The sequence below is a fragment of the Bifidobacterium longum subsp. longum JCM 1217 genome, assembly GCF_000196555.1.
In the GTDB taxonomy this organism is placed as follows: Bacteria; Actinomycetota; Actinomycetes; order Actinomycetales; family Bifidobacteriaceae; genus Bifidobacterium; species Bifidobacterium longum.
In genome coordinates, this window is the sequence record NC_015067.1 from 1,491,333 (window position 1) to 1,513,568 (window position 22,236).

The window sequence follows — 22,236 nt, forward strand, 5'->3', positions numbered from 1 at the left end:
GTGAGCCGTTGTCATTGCCCCCGGATCTGACCGTGCGCCCGGACATCACTCGCAGCTTTCCCGATGGGCCTCAAGTGCGGTGAGCAGCACCTGATCCATGTCGGTGATGTCGCCCGCGCCCACGGTGAAGATCACGTCGCCGTGGTGGGCGCGCATGGCCATCATCTTGGCGGCCAGGCACATATCCTCAACCGGCTGAATCCACGTGCCTGCGGAAGCATCCTTGAGTCCCGCAGCCGCGTCCACGATGGTGGAGGGGCTGATGTCCGGGAAATCGGCCTGCTTTTCACGGGCCGGGAAGATGCCGGTGATAATGACGTCATCGGCTTTGGCTAAGGATTTGGCGAACTGGTGCGCGAAGAACTTGGTGCGGGAGAACAGGTGTGGCTGGAAGATCACACGAATGGTCGAATCGGGGTACCGGCGTCGGGCCGCATCCAGCAGGGCCGCGATTTCGGTGGGATGATGGGCGTAATCGTCCACTACAGTGACCTGCTTGACCGTGCCGCGCACCTGGAAGCGGCGTGCCGCACCGAGGAATGTGCCGGCCGCCTTGGCCGCGTCTGCGGGGCTCACGCCCAGCAGCACGGCAGCGCTGATGGCGGCGGCCGCATTGCGCGCATTGTGCACGCCAGGAACCTTCAGGGCAACGCTCTGAGACACCGGCTCCCCCGCCGTCACCGCGGCCGGCAGATGCAGGGTGAGCTGTTCGACGCCGCTGCCAGCGGTCTCGCTTTCCGAAGCGATCCAGACATACGCGGCACCGCCCAAATCGGGCAGGGATTCACGCGCGGTAGTGCCGTAGGCAACGGTATGGGATTTCACGTCGGCGGGCAGGGCCTCCAGCACGGCAAGTCCGTCGGGGTCGTCGATACTGATGATCACGTGACCGGTGGCCCGGCCGGCGTGGGCAACGAACGCGGCACGGTAGTGGGCTTCGTCGCCGTAATGGTCGAGATGATCGGCTTCACAGTTGGTGATAATGGCGATGGTCGGATGGTATTTGGCGAAGCTGCCGTCCGATTCGTCGGCTTCGGCCACCAGGATGTCGCCTTTGCCCGCGTGTCCGCCGTCCAGCGTGGTGCCGTCCGGGCCTTGGATAAAGCCGCCGATGGCGTAGCTTGGATCGGCACCGGCGTTCACCAGAATGTGGGACAGCATGGAGCTGGTGGTGGTTTTGCCGTGCGCTCCGGCCACGGTGACGGCTCGTTTGCCGTTCATGAGCAGGGCGAGGATGTCACTGCGATGCACAATGCGCTTGCCCGCCGCGTGTGCTGCGACGATTTCCGGATTGTCCGGTTTGATGGCGCTGGAGTAGACCACGGTCTCGGCCTGGGCGACATTTTCGGCTCGCTGCCCGAATTCAACGGTGATGCCCAGCGTTTCAAGTCGGTCGGTTTTGGCGCTGTGTGCGCGATCGGAGCCGTCCACCGCGACTCCTTCGGTGTGCAGCATTTCGGCCAGAACGCTCATACCGGCACCGCCGATACCGATGAAATGGGTGGCGCCGAGATCCGCAGGGCGGGCCGCAGCATCGAATGAGGCATACGTAGGGTCAAGCACTATGGGCTGATCTTGAGACAATTCAAAACTCCTTTAGGGATTCCAGCACCCTATATTATGACCGTATCTCGTGCTGCGGAACGGAATTGGTCAGTATCGCGCACGGAATGATATCTGAATACTACTTGGATGGTTCGGCTAATTGCAGAACGTGCCGGGCCATGATTTCGGCAGCGTTTCTGATGCCGTATTCCCATGCCTTGCGGCCGAATTCGGCAAGTCGTTCGTGATCGGCGAGCAGATCGGGCACATGCTCATGCACCCACTGCGGGGTCAGGTCCTTGTCTGCGACCAGAAGGCCGCCGCCGGCGTTCACCACTGGCTCGGCGTTGAAACGCTGCTCGCCGTTGCCGATGGGCAGCGGCACGTAAATGGCCGGCAGGCCCAGTGCAGCCAGCTCGGATACCGATCCGGCTCCGGCACGGCAAATCACCAAGTCGGCACAGGCAAAGGCCAGATCGATTCGTTCCAGATATTCGGCGGTATGGTAGTCACCTTGTCCGGCCGATTCGGGGCCGATGCCGGTAAGCACGTCCGCGCCGGCCGAGGCCGTGACCAGTTCGCGTACTTCGCTGATTTTGCCTCGCCCGGTCAAGTGGATGATTTGTGCGTGGGCCAACAGGTCTGCGGCGGAGGAGGCGATGGCGCGGTTCAGGCTTTGCGCTCCCAGCGATCCGCCAGTGACCAGCACCAGCGGACGGTTCGGATCGACGCCAAGCTGCGCGGCCGATTCACGGCGTACGGCGGCACGGTCGTCACCGATGCGTTTGGTCAGGGAGGCGATGGCCGGGCGCAACGGCAGACCGACGCGCTCGACGTCGGCTCCGGCACGCGGTTTGAGACCGGTGCCCTCGTACACGGTACCGATGAAATCGGCCCAACGAGCGCCCAGTTTATTGGCCATGCCGGCACGCGCATTCTGCTCATGGATGGCAATCGGAATGCCCATCTTGTGTGCGGTGGCGTAGACGGGGGCGGAAGCATACCCGCCGAATCCGGCCACGACATCCGCATGCCGCGTTTCAAGAATGGAGCGCACCTTGGCGGTTTCTCGCTTCCATTTTGCCGGGAAGCGCAGCATGTACAGGTTAGGGCGACGCGGGAACGGCACTTTTTCGATGGTGTCGAGCTCGTAGCCGGCCTCCGGCACCAAATCCTTCTCCAAACCCACCGCAGTGCCGATGACGGTGACCTGTGCCGTGGGTTCGATGTCGCGAATCGCCCCGGCGACCGCGAGCAGCGGATTGACATGTCCGGCGGTACCGCCGCCAGCAAGAACGATATGTGGTGTGCCTTGATTCATGATTACCGAGTCTACTTACGCGCTCTGACGCGACTGTTTTATCTGCGGTTGAGAGCGCATAAGTCCCACAACCAGTCCGGCCGCCGTCAAGCACATAATCATGGATGAGCCACCTGCGGAGACGAACGGCATAGGCACGCCCAATACCGGGAACACACCCACGACCACGCCGATGTTGACCATGGCCTGGCCCACGATCCAAATGGCGACGCACATCAGCACCATGGCAACATAACGATCGGTGACCTGCAATGCGATGACGATCATGCACCAGGCGAGAATCGCGAAGAACAGCAATACGATGGCGCAACCGACGAATCCGGTCTCCTCGCCGATGATCGCGAAAATGAAATCGTTATGGGCGGCCGGCAGGTAGTTCCATTTCTCCCGCGAATTGCCGATGCCCAATCCCAGAAAACCTCCGGAGGCGATGGCGTACTTGGCGTGAATGGACTGGTAGCATACGCTCTGCGCGTCAGCGGCCGAGCAATCGCCATATGTGGCCAGAATACGACGCAAGCGGTTCGGGCTGGAAACCGCCAATGCACCGACCATAACCACCGCGCCCAATACGCCGACTCCCATCCATTTGCCGGGGAACCCGACGATCAGAAAGGCCACGCCTCCGATGAAGACCAGAATCATGGCCGTGCCGAGGTCCCTGCCGCCCATCACCAGCGCCACGCCTATCGCATACAACACCAACGGCGCGGCATATGCTTTGATTCCCTTCTTGTGGTACATCTTGCTGCAGGCATGCAACGACGAGGGCAGCCATATGCACATCGCGAACTTCATGAATTCAGCCGGCTGGATAGTGGTGAAGCCGAGGTTCAGCCAACCTTTGTTGCCATAGACGTCGATACCCAAAGGAGTAAAGGTCAGCGCCTGCAACAGGCAGGCACCCACCACAAAGAGCACGCCGGTCCGTTTCCAGAACGTCACCGGCATCATCAATGCCACGAAGCCCAGCACCAAGCCGATCAGGCAAAACGCGCCCTGGTTCAGAAGCTGAAGGAACGGCGACTTGCCCAGTGCGGCCATGGTGACCGTGGAGCTGGAGAACACCATGATCAGGCCGAAGCATGTCAGCCCCACCACGGCCATGCGGAAGCCGTGGTAGCACCATAGCGGGTTGAGCAAGCTTCGCCAACCCGTGTAGTCAGTGATTTCGAGTGCGGGCTTGTCAGGGACTCTGTATGCCTTACGCTTATGGGTATCAGTGGAGGCCATGCACCTCGCTCCACGTCTTGGCTGCGGCGGCGAATCGATTGCCTCGATCCGCGTAGGACTTGAACTGGTCCATGGAGGCGCAGGCCGGAGCCATAAGCACGATGTCGCCGGCGGCGGTATACGTGCCGCAGGCTTCGACGGCACGATCCATGACGGTATCGTTGTCTTCGGGATCGATGATGGTCACCGGGATGTCCGGAGCTTGGCTGGCAAACGCTTCGATCATCGGCTGCTGGTCTTTGCCGATGATGACGGCCGCTTTGATGGTGTGTGCCTGGTCCTTGACCAGGTCCTCGAATCGACTGCCCTTGGCCAGACCTCCGGCAATCCAGATCACAGACTTGGCCGGGAAGCTGGACAGCGAGGCGCGTGCCGCATGGCCGTTGGTGGCTTTGGAATCGTCCACAAAACGAACAGAGCCGCCCTCGACTGCGGCCTCAGCCACGGTTTCGATGCGATGGCCGCCCGGCTTGAACGAGGTAAGCGCCTTCAACGCGGTATCGCGATCAGCGCCAAGTCCCAGCACCAACGCCAATGCCGTCAATGCATCGGCCACCAGATGCGGGTACAGTGAGCCGTCCGGCTCTGCCAGATGCGTGAAATCGGTGATGGCGGCCAGTCTGACCGACTCTCCTACTGCGCCGCCGGCCACGCCGCTCCTGTCCACGATCCAGCCATCTTCAATGCCGATCTGGCCGGCTTGAGGGGCCTCGAGCGTGAATCCCACCTTGCGGCATCCTTCGGCAGTCTGAGCCTCGGCCGCCAGTTCGCTGACTTTGGCGTCCTGCGCATTGTAGACGATGGCGCGTTTGGCGTTGTGGAACACCTTGGATTTGTCGGCGGCGTAATTCTCGCGCCCGCCATGCCAGTCGAGGTGATCGTCGGCGATATTGGTGATCGCCGCGCAGTCAAGTGCCAGCGAATCGGTGAAGTGCAATTGGAAGGAGCTCAGTTCCACGCACAGTACGTCGTGCTGCGGATTGGTGGCGCAACGAGACAGGCTCATGCTCATGTCTCCGGAGGCGATATTGCCGGCGGTCGGCGCGTCGAGTCCGCAGGCGGTGAGCATTTCCGAGGTCATCTCGGTGGTGGAGGTTTTGCCGTTGGTGCCGGTGATGCCGATCCATGGAGCCGGAGTACCGGTGCGCTCGTTATTCACACGCAGCTGCCATGCGAATTCCACCTCGCTCATCACGGGGATGCCACGGCGTTGGGCTTCCAGCACGAACGGGGTGCGGGGGTTGAACACCGGGGACGACATGACGTAGTCCACGTGGTCCCAGTCCACGTCATCAAAGGAGTGGAGATCGGCCTCGGGCTTCCTCTCGTCGACGCCAATCACGTGGGTGCCGCGTTCCCTCAATACCTCCGCCAACGAGGTGCCGGACACCCCCAGTCCGGCGATCACCACTGTCTTATCCGCTACTTGCATTGTTCCTCCTGATATAGGAATTCCGTGGGTGAGCATAATCCACCCAGATTTCCGCTAGCTGAACAGCAGGCCGGAGCGGGTGACCCAGTCGCCGTAGAAAATCGTCAGGGCGAGCAGCACGAAGATGAGTTCGATCATCCAGAACCGCACCACCACCTTGGTTTCGGTCCAACCCTCCAGTTCGAAATGATGGTGAATCGGCGCCATTTTGAATACACGTTTGTGGGTCATCTTGAAGTACCCGACCTGGATGACGTCGCTCATGGCTTCCATGACGTACAGTCCGCCCAGAACCACCGCCAGGAATTCGGTGTGCGTGGCGATGGACAGGGCTGCGAACAGACCACCCAAGGCCAGGGAACCGGTATCACCCATGAAAATCGATGCGGGGTTCGAGTTGTACCACAGGAAGCCGAAGCAGGCGACGGCCGCGCATACGGCGATGACGGTCAGATCGAGAGGATCTGACACGGCATAGGAATATCCGCCATGGCTGCCGCCCTTGATGTGGTAGCTTTCCCAGAATGCGATGATGCCAAAACCAGTGAAGGCGATCATCGACGAACCTGCCGCCAGACCGTCAAGTCCATCCGTCAAATTCACTGCGTTGGTCCATGCGGTCATCAGGAAGTTCACCCAGATGACGAACAGGATGATGGCTACGGCACGGCCGGCGAAGTCGAAGTTGAAGAACGGCTGTTCGATGAAGCTGATGCCTGCCTGCGCACTGGGGAATCCCGATTTGGTGGGAATCAGCAGCGCAAGTACCGCGTAGATGGTGGCGAAGATGAACTGGCCGATGAACTTGCCGCCCACCGATAGGCCTTCGTTCTGCTTCTTACGCACCTTGGCGAAGTCGTCGATAAAGCCCAGCAGACCCATCGACAGCATGGCGAACAGTACGAGCGCCGCGGACCAGGAGGGCACGTCGCCCGAACGCAGGTATCGGTACAGTGCGGAGGATGCCCAACCGAGCAGAATCGCGAAGTTGATGACCACGCCGCCCAACGTGGGGGTGCCGCGCTTGACCAGATGCGACTGCGGCCCATCCTGGCGGATGTACTGGCCATAGTGCAGCTTGTGGACCAGCCGAATCAGCAGCGGGGTGCCGACTAAGGTGACGATGAGCGACACCAGCATTCCAATGATCAGAGCAATCACGTGCAGCTTCTCTTTCTTGTCGGTTTCTTGGGGTGGTTATCAGGTCAGTTCTTTGCCCAGCGTTCAGCCAAAGCGCTCAGGCCTGACGCGTGCGATCCCTTGAGCAGTACCACAGCGTCGGGATGGTTGCGAGCCAAGTCGATGACCAGCTGTTCGGCCGCATCGATGTCGTGTACGCAATCCACCGACGCGGATTGGCTCTGACGGGCACCGTCCGCCAGAGCCTGTGCCAGTGCATCGAGATGTTGGTCTTGGGCGGAACCGACCGCGATGATCGCGTCGATGCCCAATTCGTCCGCATACGTGCCGATCGAGGTGTGCAATGCCGTTTCATCGGCGCCGAGTTCCAGCATGGCACCCAGCAGCGCCACGCGGAACGGCTCCTTGCCGTCATTTGAGTTCCAGGCCTTCAACCCGTTCAGGCCGGCTTTCATGGAGTCGGGATTGGCGTTGAAGGAATCATCGATCAGCGTGAAGGAAGTCCCCTCGCGATTCACCGTGGACAATGCCATGCGATGAGGGCTGATGGTGTGCTGCGAGGCCAGAATCCGTGCCACCGTTTCGGGTGCCATACCGTAACGCATCGCCACGGTTGCGGCGGCCAACGCGTTCATCACATTGTGACGTCCAGGAATGCCCAGATGCACCGGCGTATGGTTGCCGTCCGCATCGACCAACGTGAATTCAGCATGATCGGACCGGTCGGCAGTGACATCAATGGCCCGCACCTCGGGCTCCTGCGACGATCCCAAGCCGAACCACAGCACGTCGCCGTTGGCCAGGCCGGCCATGGGAACCACGTGTTCGTCATCGGCGTTCAGTACCGCGGTGCCTCCGGGAAGCAATCCCTGCACGATCTCGCTTTTCGCCTGTGCGATGCGTTCGCGGGAGCCGAATTCTCCAAGGTGAGCGACGCCGACCTTCAATACGATTGCCGTGTTCGGCGGTGCGATACGGGTCAGTCGCGCGATTTCGCCGATATGGCTGGCACCCATCTCAGCCACGAAGAACCGGGTGTGCTCATCGACCCGCAACGCAGTGAGCGGCAGGCCGATCTCATTGTTGAACGATCCCACCGGAGCCACGGTCGGACCTACGGTGGCAAGCAGGGAGGAGAGCAGATCCTTGGTGGTGGTCTTGCCCACCGAACCGGTCAATCCGATGATGTCGAAGTCGCCGTCCAGCTCGCGGCGGCGAACGATGTTGTATCGGGCGAGTTCGCCAAGGGCGTCGACCGTGTCTTTCACTACGATCTGCGGAAGGCCATCGGACTTCACCTCATGGTCGACGATGGCCACCGTGGCTCCCTGTCCAGCGGTTTTCGCCACAAAGTCATGCCCATCGACACGCTCGCCTCGGATGGCCACAAACACCGATCCGGGGCCGGCCTGCCGCGAGTCGCTGACCGTATTGGTGGCTCGAGACTCGGAACCGGCGTCTCCGATCAATCGACCATCGACGGCCTTGGCGATCTCCTCCACGCTCATCGGAACCATGGTGTTTCAAACTCCTTTACGATTACGCTTCGTCCCGTATCCACGGACTTAATTGAGATTATTGGCCACATGCAGGGCACTGCGTATGTTGTTTTTCCTCACGCCGGCGGCCAGCACCATGGCGATGGCCAAGGACATGTGCCCGAGTCGGACGCGGTCATACATTGCCGGTGAATCCGCAGCCATTTCATCCGATTCGGGTGTCGACGAGGTCATGGACATGTCATGTTCCGCAACGAATGCGTAGCGTGTCTTCAATTCGTTCAAGCTTGCGCTTGCGTTGACATCCTCCGTGCCCAGTACATCCACGTTCACCGATTCCAACGCATGCTCGGCCAACGTGCGGTCATCCATGGCGATGATCACGGCCGCCACACCGTCTTCGGCGCACACGGACAGCGCGCGCTGCATATCGAGGATGCCCAGAGGATAGTTCAGGTTCATGGTACGTGTCATCGACGTGGACCCGGATGCGGTGATTACCGCCACCGGATTGCCCAGCATGTGCAGGAATTCGGAGAGCTGGGACACGCCTGCGTCGACGGCCTGCTCATCCGCACCGGTCACCGCGAACACCGCCATGGCATTGGACGGTCCGCCGGCCAGACCGCTGGCCAGATCGCCGAGTACGCGATCGTCGAAATCGCCGTAGAGCAACGGTATATCGGCATTGGCGATCTGCCCTTTGGACGCGCGTGGCAGCAACGCCGCATAGGCACCGGCCTGTGCGGCATGCAGTACATCGGGTTCCTGCTCATGCGTGCAGATGAACAGCGAGCCGGGAATCACGGTGTCCACGGCATCGCTGAGTGAGGTAATGGTGACATTGGTGGCGAAGGGTGGATCGACTTCAAAACCGTACCGTTCGACCAGCATTCCCAGGGTCACCCGCTGGGCGATGGATTCGCTCACTGCACTCATGGGCTATCGCCTTTCTCCCCTGATCCTTACCACGTGACTGGAATAGCATTTTTGCGTGGACTGGAGACAGGCACCTCGTATTTCTGCATAAGGAACTCACAAATCTGTGCGGAAACAGGGCCGGCCGTCAGACCGCCGAACACACCATTCGGATCCTTCATCACCACGGTGACCGCATAGCGCGGGTTGTCCGCGGGAATCACCACGGAATAATCGGAGATAATGGACGAGAGCGTACCATCCGAGCCCTGCACCTCTGCGGTACCGGACTTGGCGGCCATGCGGTAACCATCGACCTTGACGAACTTGTTGTAGCCTTCCGCCACTGATTCCATCGCATTCATCATGTCCGATGCGACCTTTTCATCCACCACGCGGGTGGCTTCGCCCTTCTTGGTCTCAGTGGTCTTGCCATTGGCATCGGTGGTTGATTTGATGATCGACTGCTGCTGCTTGACACCCTTGTTCGCGATGGTGGCCACCACGTTGTTGAGCTGCAGGGCGTTGACGGTGTAGCCCTGACCAAACAGGATGGTGTTGCGCGTACGCAGATCCCACGCCGAAGGGTTGGTGAGCAGACCGCTCGATTCACCGGGCAGGTTCAGTCCGGTCGGTTGTCCGATGCCGAATTTGGTCAGGTACTCGTAGCGTTGCTCATCCGGATAGTTCTCCCCGGCCATAATCATGCCGACGTTCGATGAGTTCTGCAGAATGCCGGCGAGCGTCCAGCGCTCAGTGCCATGGTCGAATGAGTCCTTGTAGGTCTGGCCCTCCTGTGTGATGTGGTCCGGGACCGACAATTGATCGCTCATCTTATGCAGTCCCATCTGCAGATAGCCGGACATGGAGATAACCTTGCCCACCGAACCAGGCTCGAAGGTTTCGGACACGGCCCGAGACGGGCTCATCTTCGCCGCATCGGTACCAGCCTGTACTTCATCGCTATCGGCCAGTGCGCGAATCTCCCCGCTCTGGACATCCTGCACCACGGCGATCGCCCACGCTGCACCATACTTGGATTCGGCCTCCTTCAAGACCTTTTTGACATACCATTGCACATCACGGTCAATGGTCAGGGTGACATCGTCGCCATTTTTGGCCGCCACCGATTCGGTCATGGTGCCGGGAATCTCTTCGCCGCCATTACCACGCTGGTAGGTTTCATGGCCATCGGTTCCGGTAAGCGTCTTGTTCTCGACCTGCTCGATGCCGGCGACGCCATCGCCGTTGTCGTTCACGCCGCCAAGCAGCGCGCCCATGAGATCGCCATCCGCATACAGTCGTTCACTGCTCAGCTCACCCCAGACAATACCGCCCAGGTGCAACGACTCGATGCTGCGCTTGACCTGCGGAGTCACATCTTTCTTCAGAATCACATACTGCCCGGTACCGGACAGATCAGCGCCCAGTTCCATGGCGTTCATATCCAGGACTTTGGCCAGCAGTCGGCCCACGGCCGCCGCTCCGGTAGCGCCCACGGGTTTGCCGTCAATTTCGTGGCAGTAATCACGGGTGTTGTCATTGCAAGTAATCGGCTCGAACTCCTGTGCAGCCTCCGGATTGGCGACGATAGTATAACGCTCCACGCTTTGAGCGAGCACGGAGCCGTTGGCGTCGAGGATACGCCCACGCTTGGCGCTCAACGTCACGGTCAGGGTGCGGTTAGCCGTGGCCGCTTGTGCGGTTTGACGGCCGCCGATGAGCTGGGTGGAGGCCAGCTGAATCACGCATGCCGACGCCACCAACGCCAATGCGGCGCCGATGGCGATGCATTTGAACGCGAAGGTCTTGACCTTGGCGAACTCTACGATGCGACGAATGGTGTTCACTGGGTTCCGCCTTTGTTGGACTGGTATCCGCTTAAGTCGATGGACACTGATCCCTGCTGCGGGACCATGCCCATGTCGCTGGCCTTGTCGGGCAGGTTCGCGACCAATTGATCGAGTTTGGCCTGATCGTCTTCGATATCTTGGGTAAGTCTGTTGATGTTGGTTTCGATCTGTGCCGCCTCAAACGAGTTCTGCACCATCTGGGTACGCAGCATCAGCGCGCCGAACAAGGTGCCGACGAGGAAGATCACTGCGATGGCCACGTGCACCAGCGGTGCGCTTCTTGTTCTGGTCCATTCGATGACCCGTCCGACGACATTGCCCTGCTCGTTTCCACGCGGGTTGGAGACCACCCGCAGCTCAGGTCGGGAGGAGGACTGATGCTTGGTGTGCGGTCGGTTCGAGGCTGGAGCCGCGTTCGATCGAATGCTACGTGCAGTTGCCATATGCTGTTATCCCCTCCTTGTACGAATTCGTGCCGTGTTTTTGGCTCTGCCCGGAGACGCGGAGCCTTGTATCTTGACGTCATTCAGGCCCTGCGCGGTTTGCGTAAAGCGTTTCCTCCATCGTGACGGAATCTCACGGCTGACTTCCACCGCCCGCAACCGCACCGAAGCCGATCTCGGGTTGGCTGCGATTTCATGTTCGTCGGCCTTGATGGCACCTCGCGTGAGATCCGTGAAAAACGGTTGGGCATCCGGCGGTATGACAGGCAGGCCAGCCGGAACATCCACTCGCAGCCCTTGTGCCATGAACGATTTGACGGTTTTGTCTTCGAGCGAATGATAGGACTCCACCACCAGTCGTCCCCCGACATGCAGTCGGTTCGCGGCCTGCGGCAATGTGGAGGCGAGCTTGTCCAATTCGCCGTTGACTTCAATGCGCAACGCCTGGAAGACGCGTTTGGCGGGATTGCCCGCCGGGCGGTGGGCTTGCGGCACCACTTCATCGACCAGACGGTTGAGCTGTGCGGTGGTGGTAAACGGCTCCTTGTCTCGACGCGCCACGATGGCGCGGGCGATCTGACGCGAGAAACGCTCTTCACCGTATTCCTTGAATATGCGGACCAGTTCCGCCGCATCATAGGTGGCAAGAATCCGTTCGGCCGTCAACGGCTGGCTGACGTCCATGCGCATATCCAGCGGCGCATCATGCGAATAGGAGAAGCCACGATCGGTTTCGTCGATCTGCAGGCTGGATAATCCCAGATCCATGAATACGGCGTCCACGCGTTCGATGTCTTGGTCCGCCAACACCTGATCGAGCTGATCGAAGGCGGCATGCACCGGAATGAATCGATCGGCGAGCCCCTCCCGTTCCATACGTTCGGTGGCCAGCCCCAGCGCTTCACTGTCACGGTCAATGCCGATGAGCCGAGCCTGAGGCGCGGCCTTGAGGAAGGCGATGGAATGGCCGGCAAGGCCCAGGGTGCAATCCACTGCGATGGCGTTCTCATGTTCCAGGGCAGGTGCCATCAGGTTCACGCAATCGTCAAGCAATACCGGCAGATGAATATTCGCCACATCAACCATCAGAATTCCACCTCCGGCAACACATCGTCAGCAATATCGGAATATCCCTCTTCCTTCTCGGCGAGGTAGGACTCCCACGTGTCCTTATTCCACAGTTCGGCACGGGTGCCAACGCCGATCACCACGACGTCGGAACCCAGATTGGCGTAATCGCGCAGCATCTGCGGCACCAGCACGCGGCCCTGCTTGTCCGGCTGCTGGTCGACGGCACCGGAAAGGAACACACGCAGGTATTCGCGGGCGGCTTTGTTTCCCACCGACACACGCTGAATCTGCGAGGCGATACGTCGAAATTCGTCGAACGGCAGCAGGTACACGCACCGTTCCTGGCCTCGGGCCATGACCAGGCCCTGCCCCAGCTGGGAGCGGAATTTGGCCGGAAGCGCCATACGGCCCTTGGCATCGATCTTCGGCGTATATGTTCCGAGAAGCAATGGCGGCAGACCAGCCATGAGATCGGCCATAGTGGTGGAGCCTTGTGCGTTGGCATCAGCGTCGCGAATCGTCTGATCGGCAACCATGGCTCCACCTCCTTCATCGTTACGTGGGATACACTTCGGCCAACTGGCTCACCACTCTACCCCACGATTCCCCATTTCTCCCCACTCATGCACGATTTGCTCACCCTTTTAGGGCAATTACCGATGGATTGCGCGTGTCGGCCACGACTGTCGCACGAATGGACGCTCCGCACATTCAATCCACGTCGCGCACCCCACCGACCGAGCAGCATGGTGAATTCACGCTGAATTCACCTATTCCGGGTTGTCCGCATCACTGACGTAGGGGGTGTGCGGTAAATTTGAATGCCTTAAGTTTTTCTGCCCCACGGAAATGGAACGAAGAGAACAGCATGTCGAGTTACGCCTCCCAGCTGCATGAAGAGCAGCAGGCCGTCGATCGCGCCTATGGACGATTGGATGATCTGCGAGCCGAAATGTGGCAACGCCTGGACACCGTACGCGCCGCCGGCTCCCACGGATCCCCCACGCAACGCAGCGAACGAGACTCCTTTGCCACAATGTACGAAAACCGCCTCACGCAATTGCGCAGCGTTGAGGATCGGCTGGTGTTTGGCCGCCTCGATGCCAAGAACGGCGACCGTCATTACATCGGCCGCATCGGCCTGTCGAGCCCGGACCATGAGCCGATTCTGACCGACTGGCGTGCCGAAGCCGCACGTCCTTTCTATGAGGCGACCCCTTCCAATCACGGCGACATCGTGATGCGCAGGCATATCACCTTGAGTTTCCGCGAAGTCGTGGGCGTTGAGGATGAGGTGCTTGACGTGCATTCAGACCAGGTCGGCCAGGCGTCTTCCGCCGGCACATTGACCGGCGAGGGTGCGCTGCTGGCTTCGTTGAGCTCACGCCGCACCGGCAAGATGACCGATATCGTGGCCACCATTCAGGCCGAGCAGGACCGCATCATCCGCTCCGACATGAATCGCGCCGTGGTGGTGCAGGGCGGCCCCGGCACCGGCAAGACGGCCGTGGCGCTCCATCGCGCCGCCTACCTGCTGTACACGCACCGGCGCACGCTGGAACGTTCCGGCGTGCTGGTTGTTGGCCCCAGCTCGGCGTTCCTGCACTACATCGATCAGGTGCTACCCTCCTTGGGCGAGACCGGCGTGGTCTCACGCACCATCAGCGATCTGATTCCCGGCATCACCGCCACGGCGGTCGACTCCCCTTATGCAGCCAAGCTCAAGGGCGATCGACGCATGACCTCCGTAGTGGCCAATGCCATCGCCGCACGCGTGCGTGTTCCCGCTGCTCTGCCGACAGTAACCATTAGCGGCATTCAGGTACCAATGCTGGCCACTGATATCGAGCAGGCGCAGGCGGACGCGAAGCGCACCCGACAACCTCATAACAAGGCCCGCGAGACCTTTATCCGTTCGATGCTGACCAGCATGCAGAACCGTTATGCCGAACAGCTTGATTACACGCCGGATCAGGCGGAGCTGAACCGCGCGATGTCGCTGCTACGTATGAACGAGCAGGTTCGCAAGACCCTGAACCTGTGCTGGCTGCCGATGACCGCCCCATGGCTCATCGATCAGCTGTTCGCCCATCCCGAACGTCTGAAGTCTCTGGCTGGTTGGCTGACCGACAACGACATCGCGGCACTTGCCCGCCCCAAAGGCTCCCCGTTGACCCGCTCCGATATTCCGCTGCTCGACGAAGCAATGGATATGCTGGGCCCCGATCCCAAGGCGGTGGCCCGCCAGTCCGCCGCCGACGCACGTCGTGCCGCCGAAGAGCAGTATGCCAAAGACACTCTGGCCGCGACCGGTCTGGGTGGAGGCATCGTCTCCAGTCAGATGCTGCTCGACCAGATGAACGGGGACGACGCTGAGCTGACCGCGCAGCGGGCCGCGGCCGACCGTGAATGGACCTACGGGCACATCGTGGTCGATGAAGCGCAGGAATTGACCGCCATGGACTGGCGTATGTTGATCCGCCGTTGCCCCTCCCGCTCGTTCACCATCGTGGGCGATGTGGCGCAGACTTCGGCGCTGGGTGGCACCCGACGCTGGAGCAAATCGATGAACCGCCTGTTCGGCGAAAGCCACTGGGATTTGAACGAGTTGACCATCAACTACCGTAATCCGCAGGAAGTTTCCGAACTTGCCTCACGATTTGCCGAGGAGGAAGGCCTCTACATCTCCACGGTCAATGCGGTGCGCACCATCCCCGATTCGGTGTCCCGCAATGTGGTGCCCGACATGTCGTCCTTGCTGGAAACGACGGCCGAGCAGGCGGCGCAGCTTGCCGAACAATTCGTTTCGGCAGACGGCACCGGCCGCATCGCCGTCATCTGTCCGGATAATCTCATCGCCCCGGTGCGCGATGCCGTGCGCCGCAAACTGGCTGTCATTCTTGACCCGGCCGAATACGCAAGGCTCATCGAGCAGCCCGAATGGGATGAGCAAATCAGCGTCTGCGGCACTGAAACGGTCAAGGGTCTGGAGTTCGATGCCGTCGTGGTGGTCGAGCCCGGTCTCATCGAGGATGACGCGCCGAGCCGCCTGGTCGCCGCCTCGGACCTGTACGTGGCAATGACCAGGCCGACCCAGAAACTGGTTATAGTTCGGACAAAAGCGGACGAAAAGTCCCTGAACATCTAAGGTATGAAGCATGCCCAAAGCACTGTTATTGGAAAACATTCACCCCGATGCGGCCAAATCGCTGCGTGATCACGGTTTCGAAGTCGAGACCATGAAGGGAGCCCTGAGCGAGGACGAACTCATCGATGCGCTGGATGGCGTGGACTTGGTGGGCGTACGCTCCAAGACCAACGTCACAGCCCGCGTGCTGGATGCGCGTCCTACGCTAAGCGCCATCGGCTGCTTCTGCATCGGCACCAATCAGGTCGATCTGGCACATGCCGGCAAGCGTGGCATCGCCGTGTTCAACGCTCCCTACTCCAACACCCGTTCCGTGGTGGAATTGGTGATCTGCGACATCATCTGCTTGATGCGCCGCATTCCCGCACACACGCATCACATCAAGCATGGCCTGTGGGACAAGTCCGCTTCCGGCTCGCATGAAGTGCGAGGCAAGACCCTCGGCATCATCGGCTACGGCAACATCGGCTCCCAGCTGTCGGTACTGGCCGAGGCCCTCGGCATGCGCGTGGTGTTCTACGACATTGAGGAGAAACTGGCACTGGGCAATGCCCACCGTTGCGACACCCTCAACGAACTGCTGGAACAGTCCGATGCCGTGACCCTGCACGTGGATGGCCGCAAGTCGAACACCGGATTCTTCGGCGAAGACCAATTCGCCCACATGAAGCAGGACGCGATTTTCATTAACCTTTCGCGCGGTTTCGTCGCCGATCTGGGAGCTCTGAAGCAGCACCTCGATTCCGGCCATCTGTCTGGCGCGGCGGTCGACGTGTTCCCCGTTGAACCGAAGAAGAGCGGAGATCCGTTCGAGACCTCACTGGCCAATGAAGACAATATGATTCTGACTCCTCATATTGGCGGCTCCACCTTGGAAGCTCAGGAATCCATCGGCCATTTCGTCTCTCAGCGTCTTGAGGATTACTGGTTCAAGGGTTCTACCTCCTTGTCCGTGAACCTACCACAGATCAACCTCGGTGAGTGCAAGGGTGTGTGCCGTATCGCCCATCTGCACGACAATCTTCCTGGTGTGCTGGCTCATGTCAATCATGTGCTCGGCGAGGAGAACATCAACGTTTCCTTCCAGTCGCTGGCAACCGAAGGCGAACTTGGCTATGTGGTCACCGACGTGGCTCAGACGCCCAGCGCCGCCACGCTTGAAGCACTGCGCAACATCGAAGGCACCATTCGCATGCGTGTCATCAGCTGACGCAGCTCATCCTCGATTGATATGAAAGAGACCCGTCATCATGACGGGTCTCTTTCATAAGTGCTGGGCTTCATGATTGGCTCGCACCATGGTTTGCGAATCACTCGCATATCACGGTGCATGGCATTCGCATATTATTCACGCAAACCATCAATGGCGCTTTGGAAATCCTCCAGACCTGCAAAGTTCTGGTACACACTCGCGAATCGAAGGTACGCCACCACATCCAAGTCACGCAACGGTTTCAGGATGGCTTTGCCCACTTCATCTGAGGTGACTTCGGCAAGGCCTCGGGAGCGAAGATCCTCTTCGACTTTCTGTCCCAGCAGCTTCAGATCCTCTTCTCTGACCGGCCGCCCCTGACAAGCTTTGCGTACGCCGGAAATCACTTTGTCTCTACTGAATGGCTCCACGCCACCCGAACGTTTAGTGACCAGCAGCATACTGGTTTCCACCGTGGTAAAACGCTTGCTGCATTTCGGGCATACGCGACGCCGACGGATGGAATGACCGTCATCGCTAATGCGCGTATCAATGACTTTGGTGTCGGGGTTCTGGCAAAAAGGACAATGCATGCTCCCCAGAATAACGTGTACGGGCGGAAAAACCATGCCGCTCGGGTTTCATTTACTCAACCGGAACAATAATGCGCTGCCCGGCCTGCAATGATCCGGACTCAAGATTGTTCAACGCAATCAGCTCATCCACCGTTTCCGATACATCATGACCAGCAGGCGTGATAGCCGAAGCATATGACCAGAGCGTATCCCCCGGCCGCACGATATAACTGGTCACCTGCGTGGCCCCCGTATCCGATTGGGCCCGCTGAGCGGTAAGCGCGCCGAAACCACACCAGGCCTGTATTTAGTCAAGTCGGTGTTTCGTGTTTCGTCACTAATTTTTTTCGGTTTTCGGCATGAGGAGTGCCGGCCGGTGGTTTGTTTTACTGGTTGTCCGTCTTGCCGAACATGAGGGCCTGGCTGACGCGTCGGCTGGGGCCGGTGAATTCGATGAGGCGTCCGTGGTGGACGATGCGGTCGATGATCGCGGCGGCGAGTTTGTCGTCGGCGAAGATCGTCCCCCATTTGCTGAACTCGATGTTCGTGGTGAAGATGATGCTGCGCCGCTCGTAGCTGCCGGCGATGATCTGGTAGAGGAGGCGGGCCCCGTCGATGTCGAAGGGCACGTAGCCGAACTCGTCGAGGATGATCAGGTCGGCACGGGCGAGGTCTTTGAGCAGGTTGTCGAGGGCGCCGTCGCGTTTGGCCTTGCCGAGCTGGAGCACGAGCTCCGCGGTCTGCCGGAACCTCACGCTCCTGCCTTGCTCGATGGCGAGCATGCCCAGGGCGGTGGCCAGGTGGGTCTTGCCGCGTCCCGTCTTGCCGTAGAACACGAGGTCCTGCGCCTTGGCCACGAAATCGAGGCCGGTCAGCTGCTCCTTGGTGTATCCGTCGGGCAGGCGCACGTTCGCGAAGTCGTAGCCGTCGAGGCTTTTGGGCACCGGGAACCGGGCCTGGCGCATGAGCCTTGCCCGTTTGGAGGCCTCCCTGTTGGCCAGTTCCGTGGCGAGCATGCGGTCGATGGCGTCCAGTTGGCGGGGCGTGGCCCATTCGAGCGTTTCGTCGATGGTGGCCTGCGAGATGAACAGGCTCCTCGCCCGCTCGCGCAGCGGGCCGGGGTCGGTCCGTCCGTTCTTCTGGTTCACTCGTCCTCCTTGGTGTAGGCGATGTCGTATTCGCTCAGGTCCACGGGGTCGTCGTAGGCCACGGGTCCCAGGCCCGAGGCGTGGCGTGCCGCGGCCAGACATACCCCGGCCCGGTCCGTGCCTCCGGTGGATTCGAGGATCTCGAGCATGCCGGCCACGGCCGCCCGCCAGCCGCTCTCGCCGTCGGCGTGCAGCAGGGCACGCAGGCTGTCGCGCCGCGTGGCCTCGTCCTGCGCGTCGATCCATTCGCGAAGCGGGTCGGGCATCGCGTCGCGCACCCGGCTGTTGCGCCAGGCCGCCGGCCGGTCGCACAACAGCCCGAGCTGGCTCGACGGGTCGCCGCTGTCGGTCGGCTTGTCCCCGTAGGACCTCGGATGCGTGATCACGCGTTTGCCTTCGGCATCGAGGATCTCCACCTCCAGGGCCCTCAGGCCGACGATCATCTCATGGCCGGCGTGTTCGGGTCCGGCCGCGTACCGGTGGCGGCCCTGGACGGTGACGTTTCCGTATTTGTCGGCCTTCATCCTCGTCCACGTGACCACGTCGAACGGCTTGGCGGGCAGGGGCAGCAGCGCCTTGCGATCATCCTCGAACAGGCCGGCCTGGCTCTCGCCCTTCCTGTAATGGTCCTTGTCCCCCAGCTCGAGACAGCGGTCGGGAAGGCGCAGGTTGAAGTTGTCGAGGCTCCACACGCTGGGCACCGGCACGAACAGCCTTCGGCGCACGGCCCCGACCCTGGCCTCGACCGCGCCCTTCTCGTGGCCCGAGTACGGGTTGCAGAACGAGTACTCGAACCCGTAATGGGCCTGGAACGCCTGGAACAGGCGGGTCAGGCGGATCTCGTCGAACCGTCGGCGGCCCACGCCGGCGGCATTGTCGTACACGATGCGCCGGGGCACCCCGCCCAGCCATTCGAACAGGTTAAGCAAAGCCTGACACGTGCATTCCGCGTTCTCCCCGGGCATCAGCTGGCACGGCGAGATGTTCGAGTACGGGAAATCCAACACGAAATGCCGCATCCGCGTCACGACGCCCCGGTAGCGCACGTCGACCTGGCCGAAGTCCGCCTGGCATTCGCCCGGATGCCACGACAGGTCCAGGAAACCCATCTCGCGCTCCGCCATGAACTCACGCTTCAACCGGGCCACCGTCCGGGTCACCGTCGACAACGACGCCTCCACCCCGTACTCGTCACGCAACCGCTCGTGGATGCGCGTCGCCGTGTGACGTTGCTTGTGCCAGGTCTCCCGGTCCTCGGCGAGCATGCCCTCGATCACGGGAATCCACTCGTCGAGCACCGAGCCACGGCGTCTCCTTACCGGAGGCCTGGCCGACAGGTCGTCGGCCTTGAGATACTTGCGCACGGTCGGCTCGCTGACCTTCTCGCCGCGCGCGATCGAGGCGACGGACTCCCCATTCCTGCGCCTCTGACGGATAGACTGTATTTTGGGCATGCTGATCATTTGCCTTTCCGGCCCTTTCCCGAATGGATTCGAAGCACCATCAGGCTAAGGCCCACGGGTGGTCGGCATGCCTTTCTGCCTAAACCCGAAAAAACTACGTGACTAAAACCTCAACTCCCTATTGAACACATACACCAGGCCAGCGCCAAGGCGACCATCACTGCGATAATCTTCCCACGCACATTCCGGTGGAACGTTCCAGCATGCTGCATAGCTACACGTGCGCTACGGGCCGGGGCCATCACCATTGAACCAGTCATCACGACCACCTCTCTCGAACAGATGTTCTATCGAACAACTGTTCTTATAATGACACAAACGTTCGACACGGTCAAGTCGAAACTCGAACAGATGTTTGATTTCACACGAACAACACGTTATGCTGGTGACATAACGAAAGGAGCCCTGACGTGAGCACCATTCCCTTCTCCCCCAAGCAGAAGCCGGACGAGTCCACCCTGACCGACCGCCAGCGCAAAGTGTTGGACGCCATTCGCACGCATATCGACGAACAAGGCTTCGCTCCCTCTTTCCGGGAAATCGGAAATGCCGCCGGGCTCAAAAGTCCGTCTTCGGTCAAGCATCAGCTACAAGTTTTGGAAGACAAGGGCTTCATCCGCATGAACGCGAACAAGGGTCGCGCCATCGAGGTGGTGGCAGGATCCGCCCCGAATGCCGAAAAGCCCTCCCAAGCCAGCGAAGAGGCAACCAGCACCAGTAATGTGGCGGAGATATACCAATTCCCCGCCGAAGCCATTGCCGAATCACACGATGTGCCGCTCGTTGGCCGTATTGCCGCCGGCGTGCCAATTACCGCCGAACAGCATGTGGACGACGTCATGCGTCTGCCGGAACGGCTGACCGGCTCCGGCACCCTGTTCATGCTGGAAGTCCACGGCGATTCCATGGTGGATGCCGCTATCTGCGATGGCGACTATGTGGTGGTGCGCGAACAGAATTCCGCCGTCAACGGAGATATCGTCGCCGCTCTGCTGGACGACGAGGCCACGGTGAAGACCTTCCGCAAGGAAAACGGCCATGTCTGGCTGATGCCGCACAACCCCGCATACTCGCCCATCGACGGCACACATGCCACGATTATGGGCAAGGTGGTCACCGTGCTGCGCAAATTGTAGCCTGTTCGCCACCAGCTGATCAGCGTGCACCGAATCGCGCTGGTCGTGCTATAGTCACGCACAGCTTACGAAACCCCGGCCTCGCGCCGGGGTTTCGTCGTATTCAGACCATATCGCAAATGGAAATGAGAAGCGGTTTCAACTCGATAGAGCGAAGGAGTACATATGGCTCATACCCATGCACCCGCACCATCCACATCCGTAAACCCTGCCGCGCACCAGCGTAGGCTGATTGCCACGTTGACCGTAACCGGTTCGGTCTTCCTCATCGAAGTGGTGTCGGCTGTCTTAACCGGCTCATTGGCCCTGCTGGTGGATGCCGGTCATATGCTCACCGACATGTCCGTGCTGGCGGCATCCACAATCACCGCCATACTGATGCGCCGCAAGCCCAGCAACACTCGTACTTGGGGCTGGGCCAGGCTTGAGGTGCTCACCGCTGCCGCAGGTGCCGTGGTGCTGCTCGTCGTTGGCATCTATGCGTTGATGGAGGCCGGCATGCGTCTGTTCGGCGGTTCCAAAGCGGAAATCGACGATATCGGCTTGCTGCTGTTCGTGGGCATTCTGGGTCTTGCCGCAAATATCATCTCGATTTTCATCCTTGCCTCGCAGCGCGAAGACAACATGAATATGAAGGCCGCGTTCCTCGAGGTGATGAATGACGCACTTGGCTCGGTGGCCGTGGTGGCCTCTGCCCTGGTAATGATCTCCACCGGATGGAATGGCTTCGACGCCGTGGCCGGTGCCGTCATCGCACTGATGATGATTCCGCGCGCCATCAAGTTGCTGCACAACGCGGTCAAGGTGCTGCTGGAGGAAACACCGGATGGACTTGACCTCGATAAGGTACGCGAACATCTGGAAGACGTGCCGCATGTGCTTGCCGTGCATGACCTCCACGCCAGCACGGTGTCCACCGGCATGCCGATTCTGATGGCCCACGTGGTAGTTGACAAAGACCTCACCATGGAAGATGCCGCCACAATCCTCACCCAACTGCAGGATTGCCTGCGCGAGCACTTCCCGGTCTCGGTCCCCCACACCACCTTCCAGCTCGAGCCCGAGGGCTATAGCTCCCCCTCCTCCAACGAAATCCACGAATAAAAAATGCTCCCAACG

Annotated in this window: 18 protein-coding genes and 1 pseudogene; 4 read left to right on the forward strand and 15 right to left on the reverse strand. The window is 60.4% G+C overall.

All coding sequences use genetic code 11. From position 1 onward, the window contains the following. Positions 1 to 45: 45 nt before the first annotated feature. The 11 genes from murC to mraZ all read right to left on the reverse strand — a co-directional run bounded on the left by murC (position 46) and on the right by mraZ (position 12,991). Positions 46 to 1,584 carry a UDP-N-acetylmuramate--L-alanine ligase gene (murC, locus tag BLLJ_RS06545; RefSeq protein ID WP_013582823.1) on the reverse strand — a complete coding sequence of 513 codons (1,539 nt, stop codon included), beginning with the start codon at positions 1,582 to 1,584 and terminating at the stop codon, positions 46 to 48. A gap of 100 nt (positions 1,585 to 1,684) precedes the next feature. Further along, positions 1,685 to 2,866, reverse strand: coding sequence for a UDP-N-acetylglucosamine--N-acetylmuramyl-(pentapeptide) pyrophosphoryl-undecaprenol N-acetylglucosamine transferase (locus BLLJ_RS06550; protein WP_007052550.1), 1,182 nt, complete (start codon positions 2,864 to 2,866; stop codon positions 1,685 to 1,687). Between the two features lie 15 nt (positions 2,867 to 2,881). Next, on the reverse strand, positions 2,882 to 4,099 hold the full coding sequence (ftsW, locus tag BLLJ_RS06555; protein ID WP_007054401.1) for a putative lipid II flippase FtsW: 1,218 nt from the start codon (positions 4,097 to 4,099) through the stop codon (positions 2,882 to 2,884). Next, positions 4,086 to 5,531: a UDP-N-acetylmuramoyl-L-alanine--D-glutamate ligase gene (gene murD / locus BLLJ_RS06560; protein WP_007054400.1), complete on the reverse strand. Its 1,446-nt coding sequence runs from the start codon at positions 5,529 to 5,531 to the stop codon at positions 4,086 to 4,088. Before murD ends, ftsW begins: the two co-directional genes overlap by 14 nt. Before the next feature lie 54 nt (positions 5,532 to 5,585). Next, entirely contained in the window at positions 5,586 to 6,692 is a 1,107-nt protein-coding gene (gene mraY, locus BLLJ_RS06565; protein WP_007052547.1) for a phospho-N-acetylmuramoyl-pentapeptide-transferase, read from the reverse strand. 44 nt (positions 6,693 to 6,736) lie between these two features. Then, on the reverse strand, positions 6,737 to 8,188 hold the full coding sequence (locus BLLJ_RS06570) for a UDP-N-acetylmuramoyl-tripeptide--D-alanyl-D-alanine ligase (protein WP_007054398.1): 1,452 nt from the start codon (positions 8,186 to 8,188) through the stop codon (positions 6,737 to 6,739). 48 nt (positions 8,189 to 8,236) lie between these two features. Then, positions 8,237 to 9,109 (reverse strand): hypothetical protein, encoded by an 873-nt coding sequence (locus BLLJ_RS06575; RefSeq protein WP_007054397.1) that lies wholly within the window; start codon positions 9,107 to 9,109, stop codon positions 8,237 to 8,239. A 26-nt stretch (positions 9,110 to 9,135) separates the two neighbouring features. After that, on the reverse strand, positions 9,136 to 10,938 hold the full coding sequence (locus BLLJ_RS06580; RefSeq protein ID WP_013582825.1) for a peptidoglycan D,D-transpeptidase FtsI family protein: 1,803 nt from the start codon (positions 10,936 to 10,938) through the stop codon (positions 9,136 to 9,138). Then, complete coding sequence (locus BLLJ_RS06585; RefSeq protein WP_007052543.1) at positions 10,935 to 11,384, reverse strand: hypothetical protein; 450 nt, start codon at positions 11,382 to 11,384, stop codon at positions 10,935 to 10,937. Before BLLJ_RS06585 ends, BLLJ_RS06580 begins: the two co-directional genes overlap by 4 nt. Before the next feature lie 6 nt (positions 11,385 to 11,390). Next, a complete protein-coding gene (gene rsmH, locus BLLJ_RS06590; protein ID WP_007052542.1) occupies positions 11,391 to 12,470 on the reverse strand; it encodes a 16S rRNA (cytosine(1402)-N(4))-methyltransferase RsmH in 1,080 nt (359 codons plus the stop codon). Continuing rightward, positions 12,470 to 12,991: a division/cell wall cluster transcriptional repressor MraZ gene (mraZ, locus tag BLLJ_RS06595; protein WP_007052541.1), complete on the reverse strand. Its 522-nt coding sequence runs from the start codon at positions 12,989 to 12,991 to the stop codon at positions 12,470 to 12,472. The genes rsmH and mraZ overlap by 1 nt, the downstream gene beginning before the upstream one ends. Before the next feature lie 332 nt (positions 12,992 to 13,323). Between mraZ and BLLJ_RS06600 the strand changes: the two genes are divergently transcribed. After that, complete coding sequence (locus BLLJ_RS06600; protein ID WP_007052539.1) at positions 13,324 to 15,603, forward strand: HelD family protein; 2,280 nt, start codon at positions 13,324 to 13,326, stop codon at positions 15,601 to 15,603. A 10-nt stretch (positions 15,604 to 15,613) separates the two neighbouring features. Next, positions 15,614 to 16,813 (forward strand): phosphoglycerate dehydrogenase, encoded by a 1,200-nt coding sequence (gene serA / locus BLLJ_RS06605; RefSeq protein WP_007054393.1) that lies wholly within the window; start codon positions 15,614 to 15,616, stop codon positions 16,811 to 16,813. A gap of 134 nt (positions 16,814 to 16,947) precedes the next feature. Here the strand turns inward: serA and nrdR are convergent, their stop codons facing one another. The 4 genes and pseudogenes from nrdR to istA all read right to left on the reverse strand — a co-directional run bounded on the left by nrdR (position 16,948) and on the right by istA (position 19,972). Continuing rightward, on the reverse strand, positions 16,948 to 17,388 hold the full coding sequence (gene nrdR, locus BLLJ_RS10050; RefSeq protein WP_007056380.1) for a transcriptional regulator NrdR: 441 nt from the start codon (positions 17,386 to 17,388) through the stop codon (positions 16,948 to 16,950). A 52-nt stretch (positions 17,389 to 17,440) separates the two neighbouring features. Further along, positions 17,441 to 17,671 (reverse strand): annotated as a pseudogene (locus BLLJ_RS06615) (LysM peptidoglycan-binding domain-containing protein); the annotation flags it as partial. Positions 17,672 to 17,756: 85 nt separating this feature from the next. After that, positions 17,757 to 18,518, reverse strand: a complete 762-nt coding sequence (gene istB, locus BLLJ_RS06620; protein ID WP_013582291.1) for an IS21-like element helper ATPase IstB — start codon at positions 18,516 to 18,518, stop codon at positions 17,757 to 17,759. Beyond that, positions 18,515 to 19,972: an IS21 family transposase gene (gene istA / locus BLLJ_RS06625; RefSeq protein WP_013582292.1), complete on the reverse strand. Its 1,458-nt coding sequence runs from the start codon at positions 19,970 to 19,972 to the stop codon at positions 18,515 to 18,517. The genes istB and istA overlap by 4 nt, the downstream gene beginning before the upstream one ends. A 419-nt stretch (positions 19,973 to 20,391) precedes the next feature. Here istA and lexA point away from each other — a divergent pair, with 419 nt between their 5' ends. Both lexA and BLLJ_RS06640 read left to right on the forward strand, forming a co-directional pair. After that, the gene (gene lexA, locus BLLJ_RS06635; RefSeq protein ID WP_007052535.1) at positions 20,392 to 21,117 is read left to right on the forward strand and encodes a transcriptional repressor LexA; all 726 of its coding nucleotides are present in this window, start codon (positions 20,392 to 20,394) and stop codon (positions 21,115 to 21,117) included. Positions 21,118 to 21,282: 165 nt separating this feature from the next. Continuing rightward, positions 21,283 to 22,221: a cation diffusion facilitator family transporter gene (locus BLLJ_RS06640; protein WP_007052534.1), complete on the forward strand. Its 939-nt coding sequence runs from the start codon at positions 21,283 to 21,285 to the stop codon at positions 22,219 to 22,221. Positions 22,222 to 22,236: the final 15 nt, after the last annotated feature.

What these genes read in the sequence shown, in the direction of transcription:
- BLLJ_RS06575 (WP_007054397.1), bottom strand. Translation starts at nt 9,109, where the DNA reads ATGAGTGCAGTGAGCGAATCCATCGCCCAGCGGGTGACCCTGGGAATG.
- ftsW (WP_007054401.1), bottom strand. Translation starts at nt 4,099, where the DNA reads ATGGCCTCCACTGATACCCATAAGCGTAAGGCATACAGAGTCCCTGAC.
- serA (WP_007054393.1), top strand. Translation starts at nt 15,614, where the DNA reads ATGCCCAAAGCACTGTTATTGGAAAACATTCACCCCGATGCGGCCAAA.
- mraZ (WP_007052541.1), bottom strand. Translation starts at nt 12,991, where the DNA reads ATGGTTGCCGATCAGACGATTCGCGACGCTGATGCCAACGCACAAGGC.
- BLLJ_RS06570 (WP_007054398.1), bottom strand. Translation starts at nt 8,188, where the DNA reads ATGGTTCCGATGAGCGTGGAGGAGATCGCCAAGGCCGTCGATGGTCGA.
- rsmH (WP_007052542.1), bottom strand. Translation starts at nt 12,470, where the DNA reads ATGGTTGATGTGGCGAATATTCATCTGCCGGTATTGCTTGACGATTGC.
- BLLJ_RS06585 (WP_007052543.1), bottom strand. Translation starts at nt 11,384, where the DNA reads ATGGCAACTGCACGTAGCATTCGATCGAACGCGGCTCCAGCCTCGAAC.
- nrdR (WP_007056380.1), bottom strand. Translation starts at nt 17,388, where the DNA reads ATGCATTGTCCTTTTTGCCAGAACCCCGACACCAAAGTCATTGATACG.
- BLLJ_RS06600 (WP_007052539.1), top strand. Translation starts at nt 13,324, where the DNA reads ATGTCGAGTTACGCCTCCCAGCTGCATGAAGAGCAGCAGGCCGTCGAT.
- BLLJ_RS06550 (WP_007052550.1), bottom strand. Translation starts at nt 2,866, where the DNA reads ATGAATCAAGGCACACCACATATCGTTCTTGCTGGCGGCGGTACCGCC.
- istA (WP_013582292.1), bottom strand. Translation starts at nt 19,972, where the DNA reads ATGCCCAAAATACAGTCTATCCGTCAGAGGCGCAGGAATGGGGAGTCC.
- BLLJ_RS06640 (WP_007052534.1), top strand. Translation starts at nt 21,283, where the DNA reads ATGGCTCATACCCATGCACCCGCACCATCCACATCCGTAAACCCTGCC.
- murD (WP_007054400.1), bottom strand. Translation starts at nt 5,531, where the DNA reads ATGCAAGTAGCGGATAAGACAGTGGTGATCGCCGGACTGGGGGTGTCC.